Annotated in this window: 25 protein-coding genes; 10 read left to right on the top strand and 15 right to left on the bottom strand. The window is 57.3% G+C overall.

Annotation, left to right across the window (positions count from 1 at the left end; all coding sequences use genetic code 11):
- Nucleotides 1-276: 276 nt before the first annotated feature.
- Entirely contained in the window at nt 277-453 is a 177-nt protein-coding gene (locus AC6I79_RS12020; RefSeq protein WP_021506450.1) for a hypothetical protein, read from the top strand.
- On the opposite strand, the gene AC6I79_RS12015 is transcribed toward AC6I79_RS12020, so the two are convergent.
- Nucleotides 450-1589, bottom strand: coding sequence for a beta-glucosidase (locus AC6I79_RS12015; RefSeq protein WP_498027306.1), 1140 nt, complete (start codon nt 1587-1589; stop codon nt 450-452). The two genes, AC6I79_RS12020 and AC6I79_RS12015, sit on opposite strands and share 4 nt — an antisense overlap.
- A 152-nt stretch (nt 1590-1741) precedes the next feature.
- Here AC6I79_RS12015 and AC6I79_RS12010 point away from each other — a divergent pair, with 152 nt between their 5' ends.
- Entirely contained in the window at nt 1742-3202 is a 1461-nt protein-coding gene (locus AC6I79_RS12010; protein WP_159378282.1) for a phospholipase D-like domain-containing protein, read from the top strand.
- A 40-nt stretch (nt 3203-3242) separates the two neighbouring features.
- Here AC6I79_RS12010 and mdoC read toward each other — a convergent pair whose 3' ends face one another.
- Nucleotides 3243-4388: a glucans biosynthesis protein MdoC gene (gene mdoC, locus AC6I79_RS12005; RefSeq protein WP_159378281.1), complete on the bottom strand. Its 1146-nt coding sequence runs from the start codon at nt 4386-4388 to the stop codon at nt 3243-3245.
- 278 nt (nt 4389-4666) lie between these two features.
- Here mdoC and AC6I79_RS12000 point away from each other — a divergent pair, with 278 nt between their 5' ends.
- The 3 genes from AC6I79_RS12000 to AC6I79_RS11990 all read left to right on the top strand — a co-directional run bounded on the left by AC6I79_RS12000 (nt 4667) and on the right by AC6I79_RS11990 (nt 9214).
- Nucleotides 4667-6202 (top strand): glucan biosynthesis protein G, encoded by a 1536-nt coding sequence (locus tag AC6I79_RS12000; RefSeq protein WP_182688977.1) that lies wholly within the window; start codon nt 4667-4669, stop codon nt 6200-6202.
- Nucleotides 6195-8747, top strand: a complete 2553-nt coding sequence (gene mdoH, locus AC6I79_RS11995; RefSeq protein ID WP_104092802.1) for a glucans biosynthesis glucosyltransferase MdoH — start codon at nt 6195-6197, stop codon at nt 8745-8747. The genes AC6I79_RS12000 and mdoH overlap by 8 nt, the downstream gene beginning before the upstream one ends.
- Before the next feature lie 227 nt (nt 8748-8974).
- On the top strand, nt 8975-9214 hold the full coding sequence (locus AC6I79_RS11990) for a YceK/YidQ family lipoprotein (protein ID WP_021506444.1): 240 nt from the start codon (nt 8975-8977) through the stop codon (nt 9212-9214).
- Between the two features lies 1 nt (nt 9215).
- On the opposite strand, the gene AC6I79_RS11985 is transcribed toward AC6I79_RS11990, so the two are convergent.
- From AC6I79_RS11985 to AC6I79_RS11975, 3 genes are all read right to left on the bottom strand, one after another.
- Nucleotides 9216-9614, bottom strand: a complete 399-nt coding sequence (locus tag AC6I79_RS11985; protein WP_021506443.1) for a MysB family protein — start codon at nt 9612-9614, stop codon at nt 9216-9218.
- A 121-nt stretch (nt 9615-9735) separates the two neighbouring features.
- A complete protein-coding gene (locus AC6I79_RS11980; protein ID WP_021506442.1) occupies nt 9736-10002 on the bottom strand; it encodes a hypothetical protein in 267 nt (88 codons plus the stop codon).
- Nucleotides 10003-10560: 558 nt separating this feature from the next.
- Nucleotides 10561-11484 (bottom strand): Kdo(2)-lipid IV(A) acyltransferase, encoded by a 924-nt coding sequence (locus AC6I79_RS11975; RefSeq protein ID WP_021506441.1) that lies wholly within the window; start codon nt 11482-11484, stop codon nt 10561-10563.
- A 267-nt stretch (nt 11485-11751) separates the two neighbouring features.
- On the opposite strand from AC6I79_RS11975, the gene trhO reads away from it, so the two are divergent.
- Nucleotides 11752-12807 (top strand): oxygen-dependent tRNA uridine(34) hydroxylase TrhO, encoded by a 1056-nt coding sequence (gene trhO, locus AC6I79_RS11970; protein ID WP_021506440.1) that lies wholly within the window; start codon nt 11752-11754, stop codon nt 12805-12807.
- A gap of 44 nt (nt 12808-12851) precedes the next feature.
- On the opposite strand, the gene AC6I79_RS11965 is transcribed toward trhO, so the two are convergent.
- The 10 genes from AC6I79_RS11965 to mdtH form a co-directional block, all read right to left on the bottom strand.
- A complete protein-coding gene (locus tag AC6I79_RS11965) occupies nt 12852-13427 on the bottom strand; it encodes a YceI family protein (protein ID WP_021506439.1) in 576 nt (191 codons plus the stop codon).
- Nucleotide 13428: 1 nt separating this feature from the next.
- The gene (locus tag AC6I79_RS11960; RefSeq protein ID WP_159378280.1) at nt 13429-14001 is read right to left on the bottom strand and encodes a cytochrome b; all 573 of its coding nucleotides are present in this window, start codon (nt 13999-14001) and stop codon (nt 13429-13431) included.
- Nucleotides 14002-14285: 284 nt separating this feature from the next.
- Nucleotides 14286-15401 carry an N-methyl-L-tryptophan oxidase gene (solA, locus tag AC6I79_RS11955; protein WP_159378279.1) on the bottom strand — a complete coding sequence of 372 codons (1116 nt, stop codon included), beginning with the start codon at nt 15399-15401 and terminating at the stop codon, nt 14286-14288.
- 106 nt (nt 15402-15507) lie between these two features.
- Entirely contained in the window at nt 15508-15762 is a 255-nt protein-coding gene (bssS, locus tag AC6I79_RS11950) for a biofilm formation regulator BssS (RefSeq protein WP_021506436.1), read from the bottom strand.
- Between the two features lie 287 nt (nt 15763-16049).
- Entirely contained in the window at nt 16050-16319 is a 270-nt protein-coding gene (locus AC6I79_RS11945; protein ID WP_010617279.1) for a hypothetical protein, read from the bottom strand.
- A gap of 144 nt (nt 16320-16463) precedes the next feature.
- Nucleotides 16464-16709 carry a DNA damage-inducible protein I gene (gene dinI / locus AC6I79_RS11940; RefSeq protein WP_021506435.1) on the bottom strand — a complete coding sequence of 82 codons (246 nt, stop codon included), beginning with the start codon at nt 16707-16709 and terminating at the stop codon, nt 16464-16466.
- 68 nt (nt 16710-16777) lie between these two features.
- The gene (gene pyrC, locus AC6I79_RS11935) at nt 16778-17824 is read right to left on the bottom strand and encodes a dihydroorotase (RefSeq protein WP_021506434.1); all 1047 of its coding nucleotides are present in this window, start codon (nt 17822-17824) and stop codon (nt 16778-16780) included.
- Nucleotides 17825-18042: 218 nt separating this feature from the next.
- Nucleotides 18043-18606, bottom strand: coding sequence for a lipoprotein (locus AC6I79_RS11930; protein ID WP_021506433.1), 564 nt, complete (start codon nt 18604-18606; stop codon nt 18043-18045).
- A gap of 115 nt (nt 18607-18721) precedes the next feature.
- Nucleotides 18722-19369 (bottom strand): glutaredoxin 2, encoded by a 648-nt coding sequence (gene grxB, locus AC6I79_RS11925; RefSeq protein ID WP_021506432.1) that lies wholly within the window; start codon nt 19367-19369, stop codon nt 18722-18724.
- An 89-nt stretch (nt 19370-19458) separates the two neighbouring features.
- The gene (mdtH, locus tag AC6I79_RS11920) at nt 19459-20661 is read right to left on the bottom strand and encodes a multidrug efflux MFS transporter MdtH (RefSeq protein ID WP_159378278.1); all 1203 of its coding nucleotides are present in this window, start codon (nt 20659-20661) and stop codon (nt 19459-19461) included.
- A gap of 244 nt (nt 20662-20905) precedes the next feature.
- Here mdtH and rimJ point away from each other — a divergent pair, with 244 nt between their 5' ends.
- The 4 genes from rimJ to murJ all read left to right on the top strand — a co-directional run bounded on the left by rimJ (nt 20906) and on the right by murJ (nt 24741).
- The gene (gene rimJ / locus AC6I79_RS11915) at nt 20906-21499 is read left to right on the top strand and encodes a ribosomal protein S5-alanine N-acetyltransferase (protein WP_059010453.1); all 594 of its coding nucleotides are present in this window, start codon (nt 20906-20908) and stop codon (nt 21497-21499) included.
- Between the two features lie 15 nt (nt 21500-21514).
- Nucleotides 21515-22159: a DUF480 domain-containing protein gene (locus AC6I79_RS11910; protein WP_159378277.1), complete on the top strand. Its 645-nt coding sequence runs from the start codon at nt 21515-21517 to the stop codon at nt 22157-22159.
- 1 nt (nt 22160) lies between these two features.
- The gene (locus AC6I79_RS11905) at nt 22161-23081 is read left to right on the top strand and encodes a Gfo/Idh/MocA family protein (RefSeq protein ID WP_159378276.1); all 921 of its coding nucleotides are present in this window, start codon (nt 22161-22163) and stop codon (nt 23079-23081) included.
- A 121-nt stretch (nt 23082-23202) separates the two neighbouring features.
- Complete coding sequence (murJ, locus tag AC6I79_RS11900; RefSeq protein WP_058759461.1) at nt 23203-24741, top strand: murein biosynthesis integral membrane protein MurJ; 1539 nt, start codon at nt 23203-23205, stop codon at nt 24739-24741.
- Nucleotides 24742-24768: the final 27 nt, after the last annotated feature.

The raw sequence follows: 24768 nt of genomic DNA, 5'->3' as shown, positions 1-24768 counted from the left end.
TTCCGTCAGAAATAGTGCTGTACGTTGGCCGCTATTCCATTACACTCTGTGCGGCAATCCCGCTGAAAAACGCCTCTTTCCTGTTGAGTCATCATGAGTTCACCCGCGCCACCTGACGATCACGACGAACCTTTACGGCAACCGCTGGATGATGCGCACTTCGCCATTGTGGTACTTGCAGTGACCTCGGTTACCCTTATAATCTTCGTCCTGATGCTTACATTATGGATGAGCTGAGGCCAGCAACCGACTACGGACGCCCGCAAGGAGATGTCGATGGAATCCCGGGATGACAAACTGATCGCCATCATTGGACTGCTTTCCGCCTGCCTGATCGGCGTAGTGTTCCTTTTCACTATGACCTGGCTGACGGACGTGCGCCATCCAGCCGATCCGTCACTGGATGTACAAACCTGCCCGCCCAAAACCGCCAGCCCGGTGCAGCACTCTTAATCCTGAGTGCGCCATTTAATCTGCTGACTGCGTAACTCCAGCGCCAGCGCTTCGTGCAGGGTGCGATTGCCATTGGGATCGCCCAGACCAAACAGCGCGCCAGGCGAGCGCCGATCGTCGGCCCACGCCGGATACTCCACCACCGGATAGAGCGAAATGCCTTCCAGCGCCACGCCCTGCGCTAAGGCCAGCCGCGCTTCATCACTGACATGCCGCAGCCAGGGCGCGCGCGCGTCGCCTTCCGCGCCGGTTTCTGCCAGCAACAGCGGGCGCTGATAACGCTGCCAGCACTGCATCAGCAGCCGGTGCAGCGGCTGACGCTGCGGGTGGTCGGGCGGAATGGTGTCGCCGGAGAAGAACCAGTGGTTGTCGGGATAATAGTTCAGCCCCAGGATGTCGAGAAAATCGGGCTGACCACCCAGCTCCGGCGCATCGCGTCCTGCCAGCCAGTCCCAGGCTTCAAACTGCGCCTGATGCTGGCTGTCGGCATAGGGTTTACTGTCGGGGTTATGCGGATCGGCGGCGATCTGCACCAGCGGGTCGGTCAGCACGAAGCGGGCGTCCGGATAGACGCCGCGAATGGCGTGCATGGCCGTCAGCGAGGCGCGCACCAGCTGACGTTTCAGTTCGCGACCGCGCGCGCTGGCGTAGGGATCGAGCCACGAGACATCGGCGCCGGCCCAGGACCAGAAGGATATCTGATTGATGGGCGTAAAGAACGGCTGCTCCACGCCCTCATCCCGCATCAGCTGAGCCATGGCGCGCGCGAAGCGGCCAAAGTGCTCCACAAACGCCGGCTTCCAGATATCGAGATGATCGGGGTAGCCAAAGTGCGCCAGCTCCCAGATGATTTGTAAATCATGGCGCGCCGCCGCGTGAATCATCGGCAGAAAGGTGCGCCAGTCGTATTCACCTGGCGTGGCCTCAATCAGGTGCCAGCGGGCGCCGTCGCGCGCGGTGCGCAATCCTTCCTGCGCCAGCGCGGCGTAATCTTTCTCCAGCAGCATGTCGTGGCCGCTGCTGATGACCATATCCAGTCGTCGCCCGCCGCTGCGGCAGGCGGTAGAGCAGGGGAAGCTGCCCTGAAAAAAGCTGCGAAATAGCCGGGGCTGATGGCGCGGGGATAGCTGAGTCATGATCTTCTCCTCACGAAGAACGCCGGATGCAGAACGCCTGGCTAAGTCTAGACTAAATTAACGCCGCACCTGACGCGGAAGTAGACGGCTCTGATTGCCTTTACGTGCGGTGATACCAACAATAACAGCTTCAGGGTAAGCAGGGATTGAGTATGAGCGAAGCGGCATTGCGTTCCTCACGCGAACGGCCAGGCGACGGGTTGAGAGAACATGCGCAACAGCAATGTGCCCATCATCCGGGACTGAGCGGCATTCATCCGCTGAACGATGGGCTGGATGCGTTTGCGGCACGCTATCTGCTGATGGGCATGGCGCAGCACACCATCGACGTCCAGTATTACATCTGGCACAACGACATGTCCGGACGCCTGCTGTTCAGCGCGCTGCTGGATGCGGCGGAGCGCGGCGTACAGGTGCGCCTGCTGCTGGATGACAACAATACGCCCGGGCTGGATGAAACGCTGGCCGAACTCGATCGGCATCCGAATATCGCCGTGCGGCTGTTTAATCCCTTCTCGTTTCGAACCCTGCGCGCGCTGGGCTATCTGACTGACTTCGCCCGCCTGAATCGCCGGATGCACAACAAAAGCCTGACCGTGGACGGCGCGGTAACGCTGGTGGGCGGCCGTAACATCGGCGACGAATATTTTGGCACCGGCAATGAGCCGCTGTTTACCGATCTCGACGTGCTGGCGCTGGGACCGGCGGTAGATGAAGTGGCGGAAGATTTCGCCCGCTACTGGCACAGCAAAGCGGTATCGCCGTTGCGCAGCGTCGTGGACACCGGCGCACCGCCGCATGAAGCGGTGCGTTTACCGCCGGAGTGGCAGCAGAGCGAGGCGGTGCAGCGCTACCTGGCGCGGCTGGAGAAATCCTCGTTTGTCAGCCAGCTGGAGCAGGGCTCGCTGAGCATGACCTGGGCACACACGCGGCTGTTAAGTGACGATCCGCGCAAAGGGCTGGGCAAAGCGAAGCGCTCCTCTTTGCTGCCGCAGCGCATGCTGGAGGTGATCGGCACGCCGCAGCAGCAGTTCGATATCATCTCGGCCTATTTTGTCCCGACCCGTGCCGGCGTGGCGCAGCTGCTGGCGCTGAAGCGGCGGGGCGTTAAGATCGCCATCTTAACCAACTCGCTGGCCGCCAATGATGTCACCGTGGTTCACGCTGGCTATGCGCGCTGGCGCAAGAAGCTGCTGCGTCACGGCATTGCGCTCTACGAACTGAAGCCGCAGGCCAATGCCGCGGATGCCCCGCACGATCGCGGTCTGACCGGGAATTCCGGCTCCAGCCTGCACGCCAAGACTTTCACCGTCGATAACCGCAAAGTGTTTATTGGCTCGTTTAATTTCGATCCGCGTTCGGCGGTGCTGAATACGGAGATGGGGCTGGTGATTGAGAGCGAAGCGCTGGCGCAGCAGACCCATCAGCGCTTCAGCAGCGGCATGCGCGACCGCGCCTGGGCACTGCGACTGGATAAGTGGGGCCGCGTTAACTGGGTAGAGTACAGCGGCGAAGCGCGGGAAGTGGTACATAAGCACGAGCCGCAGTGCACGCTATTGCAGCGTTTGCTGGTGCGGCTGGTATGGCGTCTGCCGGTGGAGTGGCTGCTATAGCCGGGCTGCAACGCGCGCAGCCCGGCGGGTAAGTACGCCGTTACGTCTGCGCGGAGGTCTCTGGTTTGCGCTGCGGCTTGCCGGAGAACAAAAAGCGCAGCAGCGGGATACGCAGATGAATCTCGTACAGGGCAAAGGCAACGCCAAACACCATCAGCAGTCCGACAAAGAAGCCCAGCGTATTACTGCTGATGTGTGGCGTAACGTAGATGCCGTACAGGATGGTCAGCGGATGGTGCACCAGATAAATAAACAGCGACGCGTTCACCAGATACATGATGCGCGGCGAGTGGCTGTTCAGCAGCTTGTGGCCGAAGCTAAAGCAGACGTTCAGCATACACAAGCCCATCAGCGTAGAAATGATGGCATCAAGCTCGTACAGCCAGCCTTCACCGCTGCTGTAGCGCTGATTCAGGCTGTACACGATAAACATCGCAATGGCACCAAAGCACATCACCGGATTAAACCGCACAAACAGCGCTTTCAGCGCCTGATGTTTCCAGCTCAGCGCACCCAGCATAAAGAACGGCAGGAAGAACAGCGACTGCATAACCGCAATGCTGAACAGGCCATCCATTAACAGCGCGGGAGCAAAGTGGAAAATCAGCCGGCGGAAGGCGCACCACACCAGCGCATAGGCCAGCAGGGCCAGCGTCAGCTTGCCCCAGCCAACCTGCTGATAATCGATGCGGCGCTGCTGATCGCGCAGCCAGCGGAAGCTCAGCATGCCAAACGCGGTGAGAATCACCAGTACCAGTAAAAACCACAGGTGCGAAATCAGATCCCACATCAGCGCGTTGTACTTGTCATACAGCGAGAAGTTTGCCCAGTCGCCGACTTTGCTGGTGAGATTTTTCAGCATAAAAAACTGTGGCAGGGTAATGAGCGGCACCGCAGTTAACAGCGGAATGCCGACGCGCTCCAGCCGCACCTTCAGCCAGCGGTTGGGCTGATAGCGCAGATAGAGCATATACGAGAAATAACCTGAAATAACAAAGAACACCTGCATGCGGAAGGCGTGAATAAAATCATTCAGCACCGTCAGCCACAGTGAGGCGTCCTGGCTGTTAACCGACCAGTGTTGGGTCGAGTAAATCAGCGAGACGTGGAAAGGCACGCCCAGCAGCATTAAATACGCTCGAATCGAGTCGAGGAAATATTCACGTTCGGGTTTGGCTGAACTCATAAGCTTCCGGTTTGTCAGTTTACTTGCCGGTTTCACCCTGAAACCGGATTATGCCGGACGAAATTCTACCGGCTGTAAACAGCGTATACTATCAGGTGAATCTGTTTCTTAATCTTCCGGGTTTAATTATCCGAAAAGTACACTTTCGGCTTACGAATCAGGGGAACAATCTTTTACATAAGCTGTCGGAAAACCGAATAATCCTTTAAGATAAATGGGTTTGATCTAAGCACACGAAAGGGGGGGATGTGCTGACTAAAGTGAAGAATAATGGCGGGCTGGTGAAGATGCGCTGGGTAGGCGCAGCAGTTCTGCTGGCGTTGTACGCCAACAATAGCTGGGCGTTCAACATTGATGATGTGGCAAAGCAAGCTAAGGCGCTGGCAGGGAAAGGTTTTGAAGCGCCAAAAAGCAATTTACCCTCTCAGTTTCGTGAAATGAAGTTTGCTGACTATCAGCAGATCCAGTTTAACCACGACAAAGCATACTGGGGCAAACTGCGCACGCCGTTTAAGCTCGAGTTCTATCATCAGGGCATGTATTTCGACACGCCGGTGAAAATCAATGAAGTCACCGCGTCTTCGGTACGTGAAATCAAATATAACCCTGACTACTTCAATTTCGGCAACGTGAAACACGATGCCGATGCGGTGAAAAACCTCGGTTTTGCCGGTTTCAAAGTGCTGTATCCTTTAAATAAAAAGGGTAAAGACGATGAGATCACCAGCTTCCTGGGTGCCAGCTATTTCCGTGTGATTGGCGAAGGCCAGGTGTATGGCCTGTCGGCGCGTGGTCTGGCGATTGATACCGCGCTGCCTTCCGGTGAGGAGTTCCCGCGCTTTAAAGAGTTCTGGATCGAGCGGCCGAAGCCGCAGGATAAACAGCTGGTGATTTATGCGCTGCTGGATTCTCCGCGCGCCGCCGGTGCCTATCGCTTTGTGATCCAGCCGGGCAAAGAGTCCACCGTGGACGTGCAGTCTAAAGTGTATCTGCGTGACAACGTCGGCAAACTCGGCGTAGCCCCACTTACCAGTATGTTCCTGTTTGGCGCTAACCAGCCGTCGCCGGTCAGCAACTTCCGTCAGGAGCTGCATGATTCGAACGGCCTGTCGATTCACGCCGGAAATGGCGAGTGGATCTGGCGTCCGCTCAATAACCCGAAACACCTGGCGGTCAGCACCTTTACCATCGAAAACCCGAAAGGCTTCGGTCTGCTGCAGCGTGGCCGTGACTTCAGCCATTACCAGGACCTGGACGACCGCTATGATCTGCGTCCAAGCGGCTGGGTTGAGCCGCAGGGCGACTGGGGCAAAGGCCGCGTAGAGCTGGTGGAAATCCCGACGGCAGATGAAACCAACGATAACATCGTGGCCTTCTGGACGCCGGAGAGCCTGCCAGAGCCAGGCAAAGAGATGAACTTCAAATATCGTCTGCACTTTACGCGCGATGAAAACCAGCTGCACCAGGACGATGTGGCCTGGGTGAAAGACACGCTGCGTTCTGCGGGCGATGTGAAGCAGTCTAACCTGGTGCGTCAGCCGGATGGTTCCATCGCCTTTACCGTGGACTTTGTCGGTAAAGCGATGAGCAAGCTGCCGGAAAACACCCAGGTGGCACCGCAGGTCAGCGTCGGTAACAACGCCGACGTGGTCGAGCAGAGCGTACGCTACAACCCGGTCACCAAAGGCTGGCGTCTGGTGCTGCGTCTGCGCGTGAAAGACAACAAGCAGCCGACCGAAATGCGTGCGGCGCTGGTGAGCGGCGACAAGACATTGACGGAAACCTGGAGCTATCAGTTACCTGCCAATGAATAAATCGACTTATTTACCTCAATCTTACGTGGAGGCGCTGCCGCTTGATGCGGCAGCACGCGCCACGCTCAGCGCCTCGCTGCAGAATGCGCAGGCGTTTCATGCCATTCATAGCGCGCTGGGGCAGGATATCGCCGCCAGCGAACGGCCGGACGATGCGCCGCTGAAATCGGTCTCGTCGCGCGTATCCATGGCGTGGCCGGATTCGCTCGCCGATGGCCAGCAGCTCAGTAAAGATTATCTCGACCGCACCACGCTGAAGGCGATGCCGCCGGTGAAGCGTTCGCTGATGTTCCCGGAAGCCTGGCGTACTAACCCGATCGCGCGCGCCTGGGATTCCCTGCGCGGGCAGAAAGGCAACCCACGCTATGCCACGGTGGAAGAGCAGAAAGCGGAAGACAAATGGCGCCACGTAGGTTCCATGCGTCGCTACGTGCTGCTGATTCTGACCATTCTGCAGACCGTGGTCGCCACCTGGTACATGAAAACCATTCTGCCGTATCAGGGCTGGACGCTGCTCGATCCGGTCGAGCTGTTTAACCAGAACTGGCTGCAGTCGGTGGAGCTGATCCTGCCGTATATTCTGCAGACCGGCATCCTGTTCCTGTTTGCCATCCTGTTCTGCTGGGTATCGGCCGGTTTCTGGACCGCGCTGATGGGCTTCCTGCAGCTGCTGATCGGTCGCGATAAGTACAGCATCTCGTACTCGACCACCGGTGATGAGCCGCTCAATCCGGAACATCGCACCGCGCTGATCATGCCAATCTGTAACGAAGACGTGGAACGCGTGTTCGCCGGTCTGCGCGCCACCTGGGAGTCGGTGAAACGCACCGGTAACGCGGAGCATTTCGACGTTTACATCCTGAGCGACAGCTACGATGCCGACATCGCCATCGCCGAGCAAAAAGCGTGGATGGAGCTGGTGCGGGATGTCGGTGGGGCGGGCAAGATCTTCTATCGCCGTCGTCGCCGCCGCGTGAAGCGTAAAAGCGGCAACATTGATGACTTCTGCCGTCGCTGGGGCAGCAACTACAGCTACATGGTGGTGCTGGACGCCGACAGCGTGATGAGCGGTGAGTGTCTTACCGGTCTGGTGCGCATGATGGAAGCGAACCCGAACGCCGGTATTATCCAGTCGTCGCCAAAAGCGTCAGGCATGGATACGCTGTATGCGCGCTGTCAGCAGTTCGCCACCCGCGTTTACGGGCCGCTGTTTACCGCTGGTCTGCACTTCTGGCAGCTGGGCGAATCGCACTACTGGGGGCACAACGCCATCATTCGCGTGCAGCCGTTTATTGAACACTGTGCGCTGGCGCCGCTGCCGGGTGAAGGTTCGTTCGCCGGTTCGATCCTGTCACATGACTTCGTGGAAGCGGCGCTGATGCGTCGTGCCGGCTGGGGCGTGTGGATCGCCTACGATCTGCCGGGTTCTTATGAAGAGCTGCCGCCGAACCTGCTGGACGAGCTGAAGCGTGACCGTCGCTGGTGCCACGGCAACCTGATGAACTTCCGCCTGTTCCTGGTAAAAGGCATGCACCCGGTGCACCGCGCGGTGTTCCTGACCGGCGTGATGTCCTACCTGTCGGCGCCGCTGTGGTTTATGTTCCTTGCGTTGTCGACCGCCCTGCAGGTGGTGCATACGCTGATGGAACCGACCTACTTCCTGCAGCCGCGTCAGCTGTTCCCGGTGTGGCCGCAGTGGCGTCCGGATTTGGCGATTGCGCTGTTCTCCACCACGCTGGTGCTGCTGTTCCTGCCAAAACTGCTCAGCGTGGTGCTGATCTGGTTTAAAGGGGCCAAAGCGTACGGTGGCGCATTCCGCCTGTTCCTCTCGCTGCTGCTTGAGATGCTGTTCTCGGTGCTGCTGGCACCGGTGCGCATGCTGTTCCACACCGTGTTTGTGGTCAGCGCCTTCCTCGGCTGGGAAGTGGTGTGGAACTCGCCGCAGCGTGACGATGATGCCACGCCGTGGAGCGAAGCGTTCCGTCGCCACGGTTCACAGATGCTGCTGGGCATTGTCTGGGCCGTCGGGATGGGCGTGCTCGATCTCAACTTCCTGTGGTGGTTGGCGCCAATCGTCTTCTCGCTGATTCTGTCGCCGTTTGTCTCGGTGATGTCGAGTCGCGCCACAGTCGGGCTGAAGAGTAAGCGTGCCAGGCTGTTCCTGATCCCGGAAGAGTATGAGCCACCGAAAGAGCTGGTCGACACCGATCACTATCTGCAGCTGAACCGTGAACGTGCGCTGAAGCATGGCTTCATGCATGCGCTGTTCAATCCGGCGTTCAACGCGCTGGCGACGGCGATGGCGACATCGCGCCATAAGCAGAGTGCACTACTGGATCACGCACGCGATCGCCGCGTCGATCAGGCATTGAGCGATGCGCCGGAAAAACTGAATCGCGAACAGCGTCTGCAGCTGATCAGCGATCCGGTGGTGCTGGCGCGCGTGCACACGCGCTTGTGGGAAAGTGCGGATAAATATCATCAGTGGGTTGAGAGTTATCAGAAACTCACGCTTAACCCGCAGGCGCTGCCTCAGCGCGCCTGACAGGCTAACGGTGATGAAAAAGCGGCAGCGATGCCGCTTTTTTTGTGCCTGCGCTTCAGCGAAGTGCTTAACGCGCCTCACACAATCTTTACGCATAAAGACATAGCGGTTTAGCTGCACCCGCAGCTAAAATGGCGCGATGACGCGTGCCAGCGTTCCTGAGCACATTTAAACAGTCACTGACGCACATCAGAATCAGGGGTGTCAGTTCAGGGTGAGTAAATGCAGTGAAATATTGCCTGAAGTTAATTGCGCTGTGCGCCGCCATTTTACTGCTCACGGGCTGTGGCAGCATTATCAGCCGGACCGTACCCGGACAGGGGCACGGTAACCAGTATTATCCGGGCGTGCAGTGGGATGTGCGTGACGGGCCGTGGCGCGTGCTGACCATTCTCGATCTGCCGCTGTCGCTGGTGATGGACACGCTGCTACTGCCGGTTGACGCACAGCACGGCCCGTACGAGTAACTTACGCCCAGTTGTCTGACGGACTGTCGTCGTCTTCCCACTCTTCGGCCGCTGCCTCGCCTTCTTCCAGGTCGCGCGGCGGCTCCAGCTGAAATTCGCCTTCGTCCCATTCGTGCAGGGTATTTTCCGACTGCCACTCCTGGCGCAGCTCAATTTCATCGAAATTACCGTCGAACACCGCCTGCGCCGCTTCACCGCTGCAGATTGGCAGGCATTCGCCCTGGCCGTCTTCATCAGCGAAAAACTCCGCCTGCCACATAATGTCGCCATCCTGCATCACGTACTTCTGCAGCGCAAACTGGCTGACGCTGGCGTCATCCTGCTCCAGCTCAGGCTGGCTGGCGAGAAACTCTTCGCGTGCGGCTTCAATGGCTTCTTCTAACGTACTATACAGGCTCATCTGCAACTCCTTGTCAGTGCAAAAAGGGATTTCACAGAAGAATAGACGAAAATTGGCGGCTGTCAGGGCGGGAGAGAACAATGACGGGGTGGATGGGTAAAAAGTCATCCACCCGCGCCGGTTACATCATTTTTTGCGGAAAGTGCAGAACCGGTCGTACCGACTCGCGTAACACGGGTGCAGAATAACGGATGCAGCATTTAATACAGGGTTTCACCTTTTTAAAATTAATTCGTGCGGTGGCCAAAGCCTGATTTAAATTATAGAGCGTACCGATGAACACCATATCCTCCTTAACCGGCAGACGTTTACACTCCTTCCGATGCAGCAGATGGTAACCCTCCTGATCGGTACTGATCGTCACGTAGTAGTAGATACCTTTATTCATATTATGTGTCCTGAATATATTTGCTGTGTGTAATCTTTTTATATTTTTAAACGCGCAGTTAACGAACTAACTGTCAGGGTCGAAACTAACTGGATTCGATCGGGCTAACCAATTCCATAAAGATATATTAAAGATGAATTTTTAATCAAAAGAGAATATGGCGGTGAACTTTCAGACAAATACTTGTTTAATCAGTAAAATTTATTAGATAAGTAAGTAAGAAGGCAAGCCTGAGTAAAATTAAATAGGAAAAGGCCTGGAAGTCGTCAAAATCAGATCCGCACCCGTCAAATTTTACGCGTATTGCTGTATAAACTCAGGCACTGAAAAGCAGCGGCGGGCGAGGGAGAAAGCGTTAGCGTAGCAGCGAAAAACCGTGATTAATGCGCAAGATAGCAGCAGGAGGCGTAAAGGCTGCCGTTAACTTAAGTGTCAGCGAGTGGAAGACATAGCAGTTCAGGCTGGGCCTTTTTTTGCGCGCCACTGCGCAGAGAATCACGTGAATTAAGGCAAATGTGCGGTAAATAACGCGGGGCATTGATAATACCCCGCAACCGATCAATAGCGTGAAGGCTGCCCTTCGGGTCGGGTTTTAAAGCGGCGATGCAGCCACATATACTGCTCAGGCGCCAGCAGCACCGTCTCTTCCACCACTTTATTCATCACGATGGCGGTATCCAGTTCACTCTCCAGTGAGAATTTGTGGCGGATATCCGGCATCATTTTCAGTTCGTAGCCGCGGCCGTGCGGCAGGCGGCGCGCCAGAAACGGCACCACGCTCGGATTGGCCAGACGAATCAGCATATGCGTGCCGGTGGTGGTCGCGGCTTCCTGAACGGCAAAGAACGGGGCGAATACACTGCTGCGCGGGCCGTAGTCGTGATCGGGCGCATACCAGATGATGTCGTTGTTCTTCATGGCGCGGATCATGCCTTTCAGGTCTTTGCGATCCAGCATGCTTTTATTGGAACGCATGCGTCCCCAGGTTTGCAGCCAGTCCAGTAACTTGTTGTCGTTAGGGCGATACACGCCAATGCCCGGGTTGTACATGCCAAACACGCGCGCGCCCAGCTCCAGCGTCAGGAAGTGCATGCCAATCAGCAGGATGCCGCGCTTTTGGGCCAGCGCCTCGGTAACGTGCTCCAGGCCGCTGGTGCTGACCCATTTACGAATACGCCAGTCCGGCCAGAACCACGCCATGCCGGTCTCAATCAGCCCCATTCCCACCGATTCGAAATTGTGCTTCACCATGGCTTCACGTTCGCTGGTCGGCATATCCGGGAAGCACAGCGCCAGATTGCGTTGCGCGACCTGAACACGACGCTTCATAAAACGCATGGCAAGGCGTCCCAGCCCGCAGCCAGTCACGTACAGCAGCGGGTAGGGCAACAGCACCAGCACATAGAGGAAACCGATGCCCAGCCAGGTCAGCCAGTAGCGTGGATGAAGGAGTTCGCGGGTAAATTGCGGAAGTTGCGTCATGGAAATATCAATGTCCTGCGTCGTGTACCAGAGAGTCCGGTTTCTGTAATTGGCCGGGATTATGCCATTTTTTCTCTCTGACTGAAATCAACCATCCGTGCGTCAGCGCACGACGAACAGCATTTCTGCGCAGATATTAGCGAGCACAACGCAGAACCCCGTCGATTGTGGCTGATGGCAGGAGAATTGCACCAGAGGCTTTGCATCACGCTCAATTCAGGTATCATATGCGCGCTAAATTTCTCTGATTGCTAACAGGTGTTCACCATGCCAGTGTTACACAACCTCGTTTCCAATAAAGAGCTGAAAGAACGTATGCTGGCCGAAACCGAGCCGCGTACCACAGTCTCTTTTTATAAATACTTCCAGATCGCCGATCCACAGGCATTCCGCGACCGTCTCTATGTTGCCTTAACCCAGCTGAAGGTATTCGGCCGCGTCTACGTGGCGCAGGAAGGGATTAATGCGCAAATCAGCGTGCCGGCCAGTCGCTATGAGGCGATGAAGGCGATGCTCTATGCCTTTGACCCGGCGCTCGACAATCTGCGCATGAACATCGCGCTGGATGACGACGGCAAATCGTTCTGGGTGCTGCGCCTGAAAGTGCGCGATCGCATCGTGGCTGACGGTATTGAAGACGGTAGCTTCGACGCCAGTAACGTCGGTAACTATCTTAAAGCGGCCGAAGTCAACGCCATGCTCGACGATCCGGATGCGGTGTTTGTGGATATGCGTAACCACTACGAATACGAAGTGGGCCACTTCGACAACGCGCTGGAAGTGCCAGCCGATACGTTCCGCGACCAGCTGCCGATGGCGGTGGATATGCTGCAGGCGCAGAAAGACAAAAAAATCGTCATGTACTGTACCGGCGGCATCCGCTGTGAAAAAGCCAGTGCGTGGATGAAGCACAACGGTTTTGATGATGTTTACCACATTGAAGGGGGCATCATCGAATATACCCGTCGCGCGCGCGAGCAGGGTTTACCGGTGCGCTTCAAAGGCAAAAACTTCGTGTTTGACGAGCGCATGGGCGAGCGTATCTCTGACGATATTCTCTCCAGCTGCCACCAGTGTGGTGCGCCGTGCGACAGCCACACCAACTGCGTTAATGACGGCTGCCATCTGCTGTTTATTCAGTGCCCGAGCTGTGCAGAAAAGTATCAGAACTGCTGCAGCCCGCTGTGCATGGAAGAGTCGAAACTGGCGCCGGAAGAGCAGCGCGCGCGCCGCGCTGGCCGTGAAAATGGCAACAAAGTGTTCAATAAATCGCGCGGTTTACTCAACATGACCATGGCGATCCCCGCGCCGGACAAAAAGTAATGGCTTAACAGCCTGGCGCATTGCCCGCCAGGCTGTACTGCTGATTACTGACGCACACCTTCGACTGAAATGATCAGCTCGGCTTTTTGTGAGGCCGGACCGAGATCTTTGCTGATGTTGAACTCTTTCAGCACAATTTCGCCGCTGGCGGCAAAGCCGGCGCGATAACCGCCCCACGGATCCTTGCCTTCCCCAATCAGCTGCGCATCCAGCGTGATCGGCTTCGTTACGCCGTTGAGCGTCAGGTTGCCGGTGATCTTATAATCCTTGCCCTGTTTTTTAACCTCAGTCGAGCTGAAGCTGGCCTGCGGGAATTTGCCGGTATTGAGGAAATCCGCGCTGCGCAAATGCTTATCGCGCTCGGCATGGTTAGTATCGAGGCTGTTGGTATTGATGGTCACGTTGACCTTGTCCGCGGCCGGATTGGCTTCATCAAAGGTAAAGCTGCCATCAAAATCTTTAAAGCTGCCGTACAGCCAGCTGTAGCCAAGATGCTGAATGCGGAACTGAACAAACGCGTGCTGACCCTCTTTATCAAACTTATACTCAGCCGCGCTGGCACTCAGGCTGGTCGAAAAGAGGGCAGCGGCGCTGAGCGCCAGCAGGGTTTTCCTGATCATATTACTTTTCCTTTTCAGAGGTTAAGGGGATGCGGTAACCGAGCATCCGTTTCAGCGTCATGTCGCGATCGACAAAATGGTGTTTCAGCGCGCCCAGGGCGTGCAGGGCAGACAACAGCACCAGAGCCCACGCCAGCCATAAATGGACCTCACCGGCGACATCGGCCTGCTCACCCGCGCCGGTAAACAGTGCCGGTACCTCAAACCAGCCAAACACTGAGACCGGCTTGCCGTCTGCGGTAGAGATCAGATAGCCGCTGATCAGCAACACCAGCAGCAGGCCATACAGCAGCCAGTGCGCCGCATGGGCGGCACGGCGCACGTGCGGCGAGTAACTGGTGAGCGGTGCCGGCGGCGGCGATATGACGCGCCAGCACAGGCGCAGCAGCAGAACGGCAAACAGTAAGATGCCGATGCCTTTGTGAATCTCAGGGGCGCTGTGATACCAGCCGTCGTAGTAGCCAAGCCCGACCATCCATAAACCCAGCGCGAACATACCGTAAATCGTCAGCGCCATCAGCCAGTGCAACGCAATGGTTAACGCACCGTAATGCCGTGGAGAATTACGCCACATAGTTAAGCCGTTATCAGGAAATAAGTGGTAATGAGAATCTACAACCTGAAATAGAAAATCAATCGTCCTTACTTTTCTATAACTTTGAATTTACGGGTTCGATATATATGGCGAAAGGCTGGCGGTGTAATTCAATAATTCTGAATAGATAAGCAAATAGCCGTTTTAGCCCTGGCGGCAATGGCTATTGCTACACCAAATGCGCCATAACTGCGGGCGGAAAGTAAATCTGTGTCAGGAAAGGTCAATAACTGCCAGTGCGCTCCGCACCGGCAGCAACAACATCAGGCAAAACGCGTAAGTGAGAAGGGCGTGAGGTCAAAGGAGAACGGTTTATTCTGCGCAAACTCGCTGGCCAGTTCACCCAGCACGCTGGCGAATTTAAACCCGTGGCCGCTCAGGCCGGTGATAATCAGTCGGTCAGGCTCGCCGGGCAGGGTATCGATAATAAAGTCTTCATCCGGCGTATTGTCATAGCTGCAGGCTTCGCCATGCAGGCACACACCTACGCCTGGCAGAAACTGGCGCAGGAAGCTAAAGGCTTCGTTACCGTCAGCGGCGATGCTGCCGAACGGTTTGCGGTCCGCTGGCGTCTGCATCGGCTGACCGCCATCGTGGCGTCCCACTTTCAGGGCATTATTGTCTGCCGGGAAGCCGTAGAAATGGCTGCCATCCGGCATCTCTACCGTAAAGCCGGGGAACTGGTTATTTTCGCTGTAGCGCCCATCGGCCTGATACCAGGCAAACACCTTGCGCACCGGCGTAACGGGCAGATTGTCCACCAGCTGACTGACCCAGGTGCCGGCGCTGATCAGCAGCTTGCGCGCGCGGAATATGCCATCGCTGGTGGTGACCTGCTGCAGATCGCCCTCGCGCCCAATCGCGCTGACCGGGCAGTTAAACAGCTGCGCGCAGCCGGCCTGTTCCGCCAGCTGCACCCAGCTGCGCACCGCCTGTTCGCATTTCAGGAAGCCAGAGTTGGGCTCAAACACGCCTACGTAGCCGTCCGGTACGCTAAGCTGCGGCCAGCGTTTACGCACCTCATCGGCCTGTAACACCTGCACCGCCAACTGCCAGCGGTTAGCGCTGTCGATCACGTTGTGAATGAAATCCGAGCTGGCCGGCGCCAGATTAAGAATGCCGCTACGGTGCATGATGCGTTCGCCGCTCTGGCGCTCCAGCTCATCCCACAGCGTCTGGGCGCGCAGCACCAGCGGCACATAGCGTTCACCTTCGCCGTAAGCGTGACGAATCAGGCGGGTTTCGCCGTGATGCGTCCCCTGGCTGTGGGGCGGGTGCGCGCTGTCGATCATCAGCACCGACAGGCCCGCCTGGGTTGCGTAGAAACCCGCGGCAGCTCCGACGGAACCACTTCCCACCACAATCAGATCATAAACCATGACGACATCACTCCTGCAAAACGGCGATTTTTTTCAATAGCATATCAAAAGAGTGCGCCCATGAAAAAGGCACCCTGTAGGGTGCCTTTTCACGCGATGGTGATGATTAGTGCTTGCGATTATCGCGTAGGTATTGCTCAGTGGACTCGATCTTTGCAATGCCAGCTTCGAGGATAGAGATAAACTGTCTGGCTACGTCAGTTGTCAGCCAGTATGTTGGGCCCACGTCAGCTTCTTCTTCTTTCTGGTCCTGCGATGATAGCGAGTGCAGGCGGATCATCATGGCGTCATAGCTGTCAACGGTGCTGATATCCCATCCCACCAGCGGATGGGTCTGGATGACGTCTTTACTTCTGTCCATTATAACCTCCTTATTACTCGTTAAACGAAGTGCTTTCGAGGTTCAATGCGTCTGTATCTTGCACTAGCGAGATAATTATAACATGGAATTAACAGTACAGTAGTTAAAAAGTGTGGTGACTAAAAACACAGCAAAATAAAAGCAGCCAAAAGCCGGTTTTCAACGAATAAATAAACGCCTTACGCAGCTGGGTATTTATTGTCGCAGCGCAACGTGTCGTCATACCGATTATCGGCATCTCAGCATTAAAACTTTAACGGGCTGAACGCCAGGGTAAAAATCTGAAATTATCCCTGCGACTCGGCAGGCAACTGCCCTTTGCGCCGGTGGATCTCGTCCGCCAGCCGGGCAAAATGCTGCTGTAACTGAGCGTCATGATTCTGATTTTGCGCTTCGAGCGTCAGATTGTGTGCCAGCAGCTGGCTGGCGCGATCGTCCAGACAGAAGGTCAGCGTAGCAAAGGCATTTTCCAGCACGGTCAAACGGCGTTGCTGTTCAGCAATGAAGGCCAGCAATTCCCCAAACGTCATCGCCTCTTCTGGTTTTTCAGTAGTCATGTGCAACACACCTCCTGTAAGCACGACGAGGCAAGAATAGGACATCGTTTAATCAGAGTCTAGCTGGCGCGGGTTTTTCTGGCGAGCGGGAAATAAAAACAAAAAAGCCGGGCGGCGGGCCCGGCAAAAACGGCACAGTGGCGGTTAATCGGTAATAAACCAGTCGTCAGCGCTTTCCCAGGTTTCCTGCAAAATATCGCTAATGCGGTCGCGTGATTCTTTACAGCCGCCAAACACGCTGAGCTGGTTACCACCGGCATAGCGCACTTTGACGTGATGATTGTCGTCGGGAAAATCGCGGGAGATACGGCGAGTGAGTTCAGCGCTCAGTGCATCCAGTGCACCGGCGGGAAGGGGCTGAGTCTTTGCTACGGTAATTTCAACACGCATAAACGCCTCCGGGATAATATACTGGTTATTTGTACAGTATAAAATTCCCGAAGGCAAGCGGCAGATGATTATTCTTTGATGCGCCAGTTAAGGGTTTCACCGGCGAGGAACGGAACCAGCGTATCGTCAGCGACCGTGATGCTCTCCTGCACTGTCCACGGCTCACGCACCAGCGTCAGGGTACCGTCGTTGAGCGGCAGGCCGTAGAACCTGGGGCCGTTCTCAGAGCAGAAGGCTTCAAAATGCTCCAGTGCGCCAAGCTCTTCAAACACGGTCAGATAAGCGGGCAGCGACGTCGGCGCATTAAATACGCCGGCACAGCCGCAGCTGGCTTCTTTCAGATGGCGCAGGTGCGGTGCCGTGTCGGTGCCCAGGAAGACACGACGGTTGCCGCTTGCCACCAGGTTACGCAGCGCTTCCTGATGAATGTTGCGCTTCAGAATGGGCAGACAGTAGAGATGCGGGCGCACGCCGCCCACCAGCATGTGGTTGCGGTTGAACATCAGATGCTGTGGCGTAATGGTCGCGCCAAGCAGTTCATTGCCGGCGGCCACATACTCCGCAGCTTCCTTCGTGGTGATGTGTTCCATCACCACTTTCAGGCCCGGGAACTGCTGGCGCAGCGGCTGCAGCACGGTTTCGATGAAGCGCGCTTCACGATCAAAGATATCAATGTGCGCATCGGTGACTTCGCCGTGCACCAGCATCGGCATACCGATTTCCTGCATGCGCTCCAGCACGCTGGCAATTGAGGCAATGTTGGTGACGCCATGGCTGGAGTTGGTGGTGGCGTGTGCCGGATAGAGTTTTGCCGCCGTAAAAATACCGCTGCGGAAGCCGCGTTCGATTTCGTCCGCATCAAGCGAATCGGTGAGGTAACAGGTCATCAGCGGCGTGAAGTGATGCTCAGCAGGCAGCGCCGCCATGATGCGTGCGCGATACGCTTCGGCAGCCGCAACGCTGGTGACCGGCGGAACCAGATTTGGCATGACAATCGCACGACCATTCACCGCGCTGGTATAGGGCAGCACTGCATTGAGCATCGCGCCATCGCGCAGGTGGATGTGCCAGTCGTCAGGGCGGCGAATCGTGATTTGCTGGGGTTGGGCTGTCATTCAAAAAGGCTCCGGCTGAGGTGAAAACGAAATGGCTCGTTTAGGCCGGGGACTAATCATAAGGGGGCGGGCAACCGTTTGCACGGGATTTTGCAGTGCGGGAGAGAAATAACCGCAGGCGCGGCAGGTTGCGTAGCTGCGTGGCAGGCGCGGGCAGAATCATGCCGGCATCCTGCCACGCTATGCATGGCCGCCGCTGAGAACGGCCGCTTGCAACGTTAATCGGTAAACGGAATCACCAGCTGGCCAGGCTTCACTTCCAGCCCTTTAGCCAGTTTCTTCGCCAGCGCCTCGCCTTTGCTGCGGTCGGCGCTTAGCACGTAGGCGGGTTTTTCATTGAAATAGCGCTTGAGGGATTCGTTCAGATACGGCGTAAGGGTTTTCATGATCGACGCCATCTTCTCAGGTTGCACCTGTGCGTCGACGATTTCGAGGTCCTGCAGATAAATGGCGCCCTGCTGCGCGTTATACACCGGTTGCGCTTTCATCTTCAGCTGCATTTCGGCCTGCTGCGGACCAAAAAGCGAGCTGACGTTGATGTTGGCTTTACCAGACAGCGTCACTTTGCCGGGTTCTTCACGGCCAATCTGGCTGCTCAGGTCGGTCAGTACAATATGGGCATTCACCAGCCCGGACACGCCGATGTCTTTCTCGTAGTTGTTGCGCTTTTGCAGCGCCTGATTCACTTCCTGCTCGCTGATGGTGTATTGCGTCAATTGGTTACAGCCGCTGAGCAGCACGGCAAAAAACAGGGCAAACAGCCCGGGAAACGCCTTCTTCATCATTTCTTCTTCCTGGTTGATACGGCCAAACAGCCTTAAGCCTGCCTGATTCAGGGCCAGGTGTCACCAGGAGAGAGATGAGAAACGCAGCCGCGCGCTTCTCATCACAGCGCCATCAGGCCGCAATCGACGACAGCAGATTCACCTGCGTCTGTTTCGCCATATTATCGCGGTAGTCGGCGACGCGGCTCGGCCATTCGATACCGGAAACCAGCGTCAGCGAGCGCAGCAGCGGAAACAGATGAATGTCATCCTCAGACAACTCGCCGTTCACCGCGTTGGGTTTGACGATCAATTTATCCAGCTGGCGCAAATCATCGCTGATATTTTTGATGAAACCCGGGGCATGTTTACGCAGTTCGGCAAAGTCACCGAGGCTGGCCTGTTTCTTTTCGCGGAAGTAATCACGTGCTTCGGGAGTGGCGAATTCAGCAAAGGCGGCCTCAGCGATGCGCGGCAGCAGCAGCTTGTTGATGTAGCCATTGACCCGTCGCAGCCAGTCGGCGATGGCGGGATTTTGCTTGCCGGTCAGCAGCGGCTGGCGATCCTGATTATCGACAAAGCGCACGATATCCATGCTCTCTGGCATCGCACTGCCATCGGCTTTTTGCAGAATCGGCGCCATTTTCTGGCCAATCAGCTTTTTCGGCGTTGCTTCATCGTCATTGAGCATCACAATCAGCTCAACCGGCAGGTTTTTCAGGCCAAATATCATGCGTGCTTTGACGCAGAAAGGGCAGTGATCGTAGATGTAAAGTTTCATCCCGTTTCTCCTGTGATTCTCAGGGTGACGGAGGTCACCCTTTTTCCGGACGTGCGGGAAGTATGGAAGAGAACGCCTGAACCGGCAAACTAGCTGCTGAAGATCGCCGGTGCCACCTGGCGCGGCTGGAACTGCCACCACAGCGCCAGCAGCGTGATGATACCGACGGTGCTGAGCAGCATCCACGGCAGCTCCGGCAGCGCCAGCTTCTGGCCCATATCGAACATCCAGCCGCCACCGGAGTAGCCAATCAGTCCGCCAATCGCCAGGCCGAGCCGGCTGAACCCCATGTAGCTGCCGCGTGCCCGGGCGCTGGCCAGGGACGCACTCAGGGTTTCACGCGCCGGTTCAGCGATGATCGATCCGAGATAGAAGACGGCGATCAGCAAAAACAGCGACGGCAGCGAATCGGTCATGCCAACCGGCAGCAGGCTGAAGGTCATCAGAAACAGCCCGGCCATCAGGCGCGTCTCGAGGCGGAAGCGCTTTTCACTCCAGCGCGCCAGCGGATAGAGCAGGCTGAGTGACAGCAGCGCTTCAATCGCGTACATCCACTTCACCGCCGCCGGTGCGCCCGCCACCTGATTGACCATGACCGGCAGCATCAGCATCACCTGCACGGCGAGGATGTAATAGCCGGTCAGGGTAAAGACATACAGGCGGAAACGGCGGTCGCGCCACACGCGCTGCATTCCCTCGCGCATGGCGATACGCTCCGTAGAGATGCGCCATGCTGGCAGCCACACGGCGTTAAAGATGGCGGCGACGACAAACACCGCCGCACCGACCCAGCACACCAGACGGAAATCCCACGCCAGCAGCCAGCTGCCAATCAGCGCGCCCAGCACCGCGCCGGCGCTGTCCTGCATCATCAGCAGCGAAAAGAAGCGTCCGCGCTCGCGTGCCCGCACCAGTTTCACCACCAGCGCGCTGCGTGGCGGATCGAACAGCGTGCCGCCCAGTCCGGACAGCAGGCAGGCCAGCCACAGCAGCCACGGCTGATGCGCCAGCGCCATACAGGCGAAACCGGCGGCGCGCATCAGCATGCCGGTGACGATCAGCGGCCGCGCGCCAAAACGGTCAGCAATGGCCCCGCCGAAGATACCAAGCCCCTGCTGCACCAGCTGACGCAGGCCGAGCGCAATGCCCACCAGCAGCGCGGCCCAGCCAAGCTGTTCCACAAAGTGAATGGAGATCAGGGGAAACACCACAAAGAATCCCATTACCACCAGCATGTTATCGACTAACAGAAACGTTTTTCCAAGGCGTCGTGCCCGCGCAAACCTTGACATGCTGAATCCTGAGCAAGTGAGAAGGAAAAGTGACCAGTTGGTCTATTTTCTGCCTGCTCCGGCGGGAAAAATAGCGTTTTCAGGATGATATTTTTTTATCCAGCCTGAAGAGAAATTAATCCTTAATCGGAATCAATTGCCGTGAGCGATGCGCGGGGTTTTACCGCAGCCGGGGTGACGGTTATAGTGAGAAGTAACGCCGCTGGCGTACATCTTTCTTTCGTTATGGATTTCAGGAGTCATGATGTTTGGCTATCGCTCTGCTGGCCCGCGCGTGCGGCTTAACACCGATCGTCTGGTGGTGCGTTTAGTACATGAACGCGATGCCTGGCGTCTGGCGGATTACTACGCCGAAAACCGCGCCTTTCTTAAACCCTGGGAACCGGTGCGCGATGAGAGCCACTGTTATCCTTCCGGCTGGCAGGCGCGCCTGGGTTTAATTGCCGACATGCATAAACAAGGCTCCGCGTTCTATTTTGTGCTGATGGATCCGGAAGAGCATGAAGTGCGCGGCGTCGCCAACTTCAGCAATGTGCTGCGCGGATCGTTTCATGCCTGCTATCTCGGCTACTCGCTGGGAGAGAAGTGGCAGGGGCAGGGCATGATGTTTGAGGCGCTGCAGGCGGCGATTCGCTATATGCAGCGTCAGCAGCGCATTCATCGCATCATGGCCAACTATATGCCGCACAATCAGCGCAGCGGTGATTTGCTGGCGCGCCTCGGTTTTGAAAAAGAGGGCTACGCCAAAGACTATTTACTGATTGATGGCCGCTGGCAGGATCATGTGCTGACGGCGCTTACCTGGCGCGAATGGAACCCGGATCGTCGCGGACAATAATAAAAGGAACACGTAATGAAGATGGCTCTCTCCGCGCAGGCATTGCGCGTGATCGGCTGCCTGCTGGAGAAGCAGGTCACCACGCCGGATCAATATCCGTTATCCCTCAATGGCGTGGTCACCGCCTGTAATCAGAAATCTAACCGCGAGCCGGTGATGAACCTGAGCGAAAATGAGGTGCAGGCTCAGCTCGATGAGCTGGTGAAAAAGCATCTGGTCACCGCTAACAGCGGTTTCGGTCAGCGCGTCAGCAAATATGAACAGCGTTTCTGCAACTCGGCGTTTGGCAATCTGCAGCTGAATGCCGCCGAAGTGGCGGTGCTGACGCTACTGTTCCTGCGCGGCGCGCAGACGCCGGGCGAACTGCGTACCCGCAGTGGTCGTCTGCATGAGTTTCAGGACATGGCCGAAGTGGAACGCACGCTGGAGGGGCTGACGACGCGCGATGACGGCCCCATGGTGGTGCGTCTGGCGCGCGAGCCGGGCAAGCGAGAAAGCCGCTATATGCATCTGTTTGGCGGCGAGGTGACGGACGAACTACCTGCCAGCCACACAGCGTCGCCTGAGTCTGACGATCTGGCCGCGCGCGTTGCTCAGCTGGAAGCGCAGGTGGCGCGCCTTGACGCTCAGCTGCAGCAACTGCTGCAGCGGGAGGCGTGAAATGACGCTGCGTATTGGTGTGGTTGGGCTTGGCGGTATCGCGCAGAAAGCCTGGCTGCCGGTGCTGGCGCAGGCCAGCGGCTGGCAGCTGGTCGGCGCGTTCTCGCCCAGCCAGGCGCGGGCACAGCCGGTCTGCGACAGTTACCGTATTCCTTATTTTAGTCAGCTGGATACGCTGGCGGCGGCCAGCGATGCGGTGTTTGTGCACAGCAGCACCGCCAGCCATTTTGAGGTAGTGCAGGCGCTGCTGCTGGCCGGTAAAGATGTTTGTGTCGATAAGCCGCTGGCCGAAACGCTGCAGCAGGCGGAGACGCTGGTGGCGCTGGCGGAAAAGCGCAAACGTAAACTGATGGTGGCCTTCAACCGGCGCTTTGCACCGCGCTACCAGCAGCTGAAAGCGCAGCTGCCGGGCGCGTCCTCGCTGCGCATTGAGAAACACCGGGCAGACAGCGTCGGCCCGCACGACCTGCGCTTTACCCTGCTGGATGACTATCTGCATGTGGTCGATACCGCGCTGTGGCTGGCCGGCGGCAAGCTCAGGCTGGAGCTCGGCCACATCGACACCAACGAGGACGGCGCGATGCGCTATGGCGAGCACCATTTCTCGGCCGGATCGCTGCAAATTACCACCAGTATGCATCGCCGCGCGGGCACGCAGCGTGAAGTGGTCAGCGCCATCTGCGACGGGCGTTACATCGAAATTAATGAGATGCGCGACTGGCGTGAAGAGACGCTTAGTGGCCTGCGCAGTGATGTCCCGCCGGCGTGGCAAAGTCATCTGACCCAGCGTGGCTTTAGCGGTGCGGCGCAGCATTTTATCCAGTGCGTGGAAAATCAGACGATGCCTGAAACCAGTGGTGAACAGGCGCTGGCGGCGCAGCGTCTGGTGGAAAAACTGTGGCGCGACGCCGTGCAGGAATAATCCCTTGTAACACTCAATGCTGGTCATTTCCCACCGCAGCAGTAGACTATCGCCGGACATCGCTGGATGTCCGCGCTAAGTTGCTCATTTATCCGACACTTTTCAGGATGCGCCACTCATTATGAATTTGCTGAAATCGCTGGCTGCGGTCAGTTCGATGACCCTGTTTTCCCGCGTGCTGGGCTTTGCCCGCGACGCCATCGTGGCGCGCGTTTTCGGGGCTGGCATGGCCACCGATGCCTTTTTCGTGGCGTTCAAACTGCCCAATCTGCTGCGCCGTATTTTCGCCGAAGGCGCCTTTTCACAGGCCTTCGTGCCAATTCTTGCCGAATATAAAAGCAAGCAGGGCGAAGACGCCACGCGGGTGTTTGTTGCCTATGTATCAGGCCTGCTGACGCTGGTGCTGGCGGTGGTGACGGTGCTGGGCATGGTCGCTGCGCCCTGGGTAATCGTGGTAACGGCGCCGGGTTTTGCCGATACCGCCGACAAGTTCGCCTTAACCAGTTCGCTGTTGCGCGTCACCTTTCCTTATATTCTGCTGATCTCGCTGGCGTCGCTGGCCGGGGCGATTCTTAATACCTGGAACCGCTTCTCCGTCCCGGCGTTCGCGCCCACGCTGCTGAATATCAGCATGATCGGCTTTGCGCTGTTTGCCGCGCCGCACTTCCATCCGCCGGTGATGGCGCTGGCGTGGGCAGTGGTGGTGGGCGGGCTGCTGCAGCTGTTTTATCAACTGCCGCACCTGAAAAAGATTGGCATGCTGGTACTGCCGCGCGTCAACCTGCGCGATGCCGGCGTGTGGCGGGTGATGCGCCAGATGGGCCCGGCGATTCTCGGCGTGTCGGTGAGCCAGATCTCGCTGATCATCAATACCATTTTCGCCTCGTTTCTGGTCTCCGGCTCGGTGTCGTGGATGTACTACGCCGATCGTCTGATGGAGTTTCCCTCTGGCGTGCTGGGCGTCGCGCTCGGCACCATCCTGCTGCCGTCGCTGGCGAAGAGTTTTGCCAGCGGCAACCACGATGAATATTCCCGTCTGATGGACTGGGGCCTGCGTCTGTGCTTCCTGCTGGCGCTGCCGAGCGCGGTTGCGCTGGGCATTCTTTCCGGTCCGCTCACCGTGGCGCTGTTCCAGTACGGAAAATTTACCGCTTTTGATGCGGCGATGACCCAGCGCGCGCTGATTGCCTATTCGGTTGGGCTGATGGGGCTGATCGTGGTGAAAGTGCTGGCGCCGGGCTTTTATTCGCGGCAGGACATCAAAACGCCGGTAAAGATTGCTATCGCCACCTTGATCATGACGCAGCTGATGAACCTGGCGTTTATCGGCCCGCTGAAGCACGCCGGTCTGTCGCTGTCGATTGGTCTGGCTGCCTGCCTGAATGCGGCGCTGCTCTACTGGCAGCTGCGCAAACAGCAAATCTTTCAGCCGCAGCCGGGCTGGCACGGTTTCCTGCTGCGTCTGCTGGTCGCCGTCGCGGTGATGGCTGCTGCGCTGCTGGGCATTCTGCAGGTGATGCCGGCGTGGGAAGAGGGGCAGATGTGGTGGCGGCTACTGCGGCTGGCGGCGGTGTGCGCCATTGGCGGCGGCGCTTACTTCGTGATGCTCGGTTTACTGGGCTTCCGCCCGCGCGATTTTGCCCGCCGCACAGCGGTGTGAGCGCACAATAAAAAAGGGTCGCCCGGC

Source organism: gamma proteobacterium symbiont of Scutellera amethystina (assembly GCF_059730845.1).
Note: the sequence above shows the minus strand (reverse complement) of the source record. Positions and strands in the feature narration are given on the sequence as shown.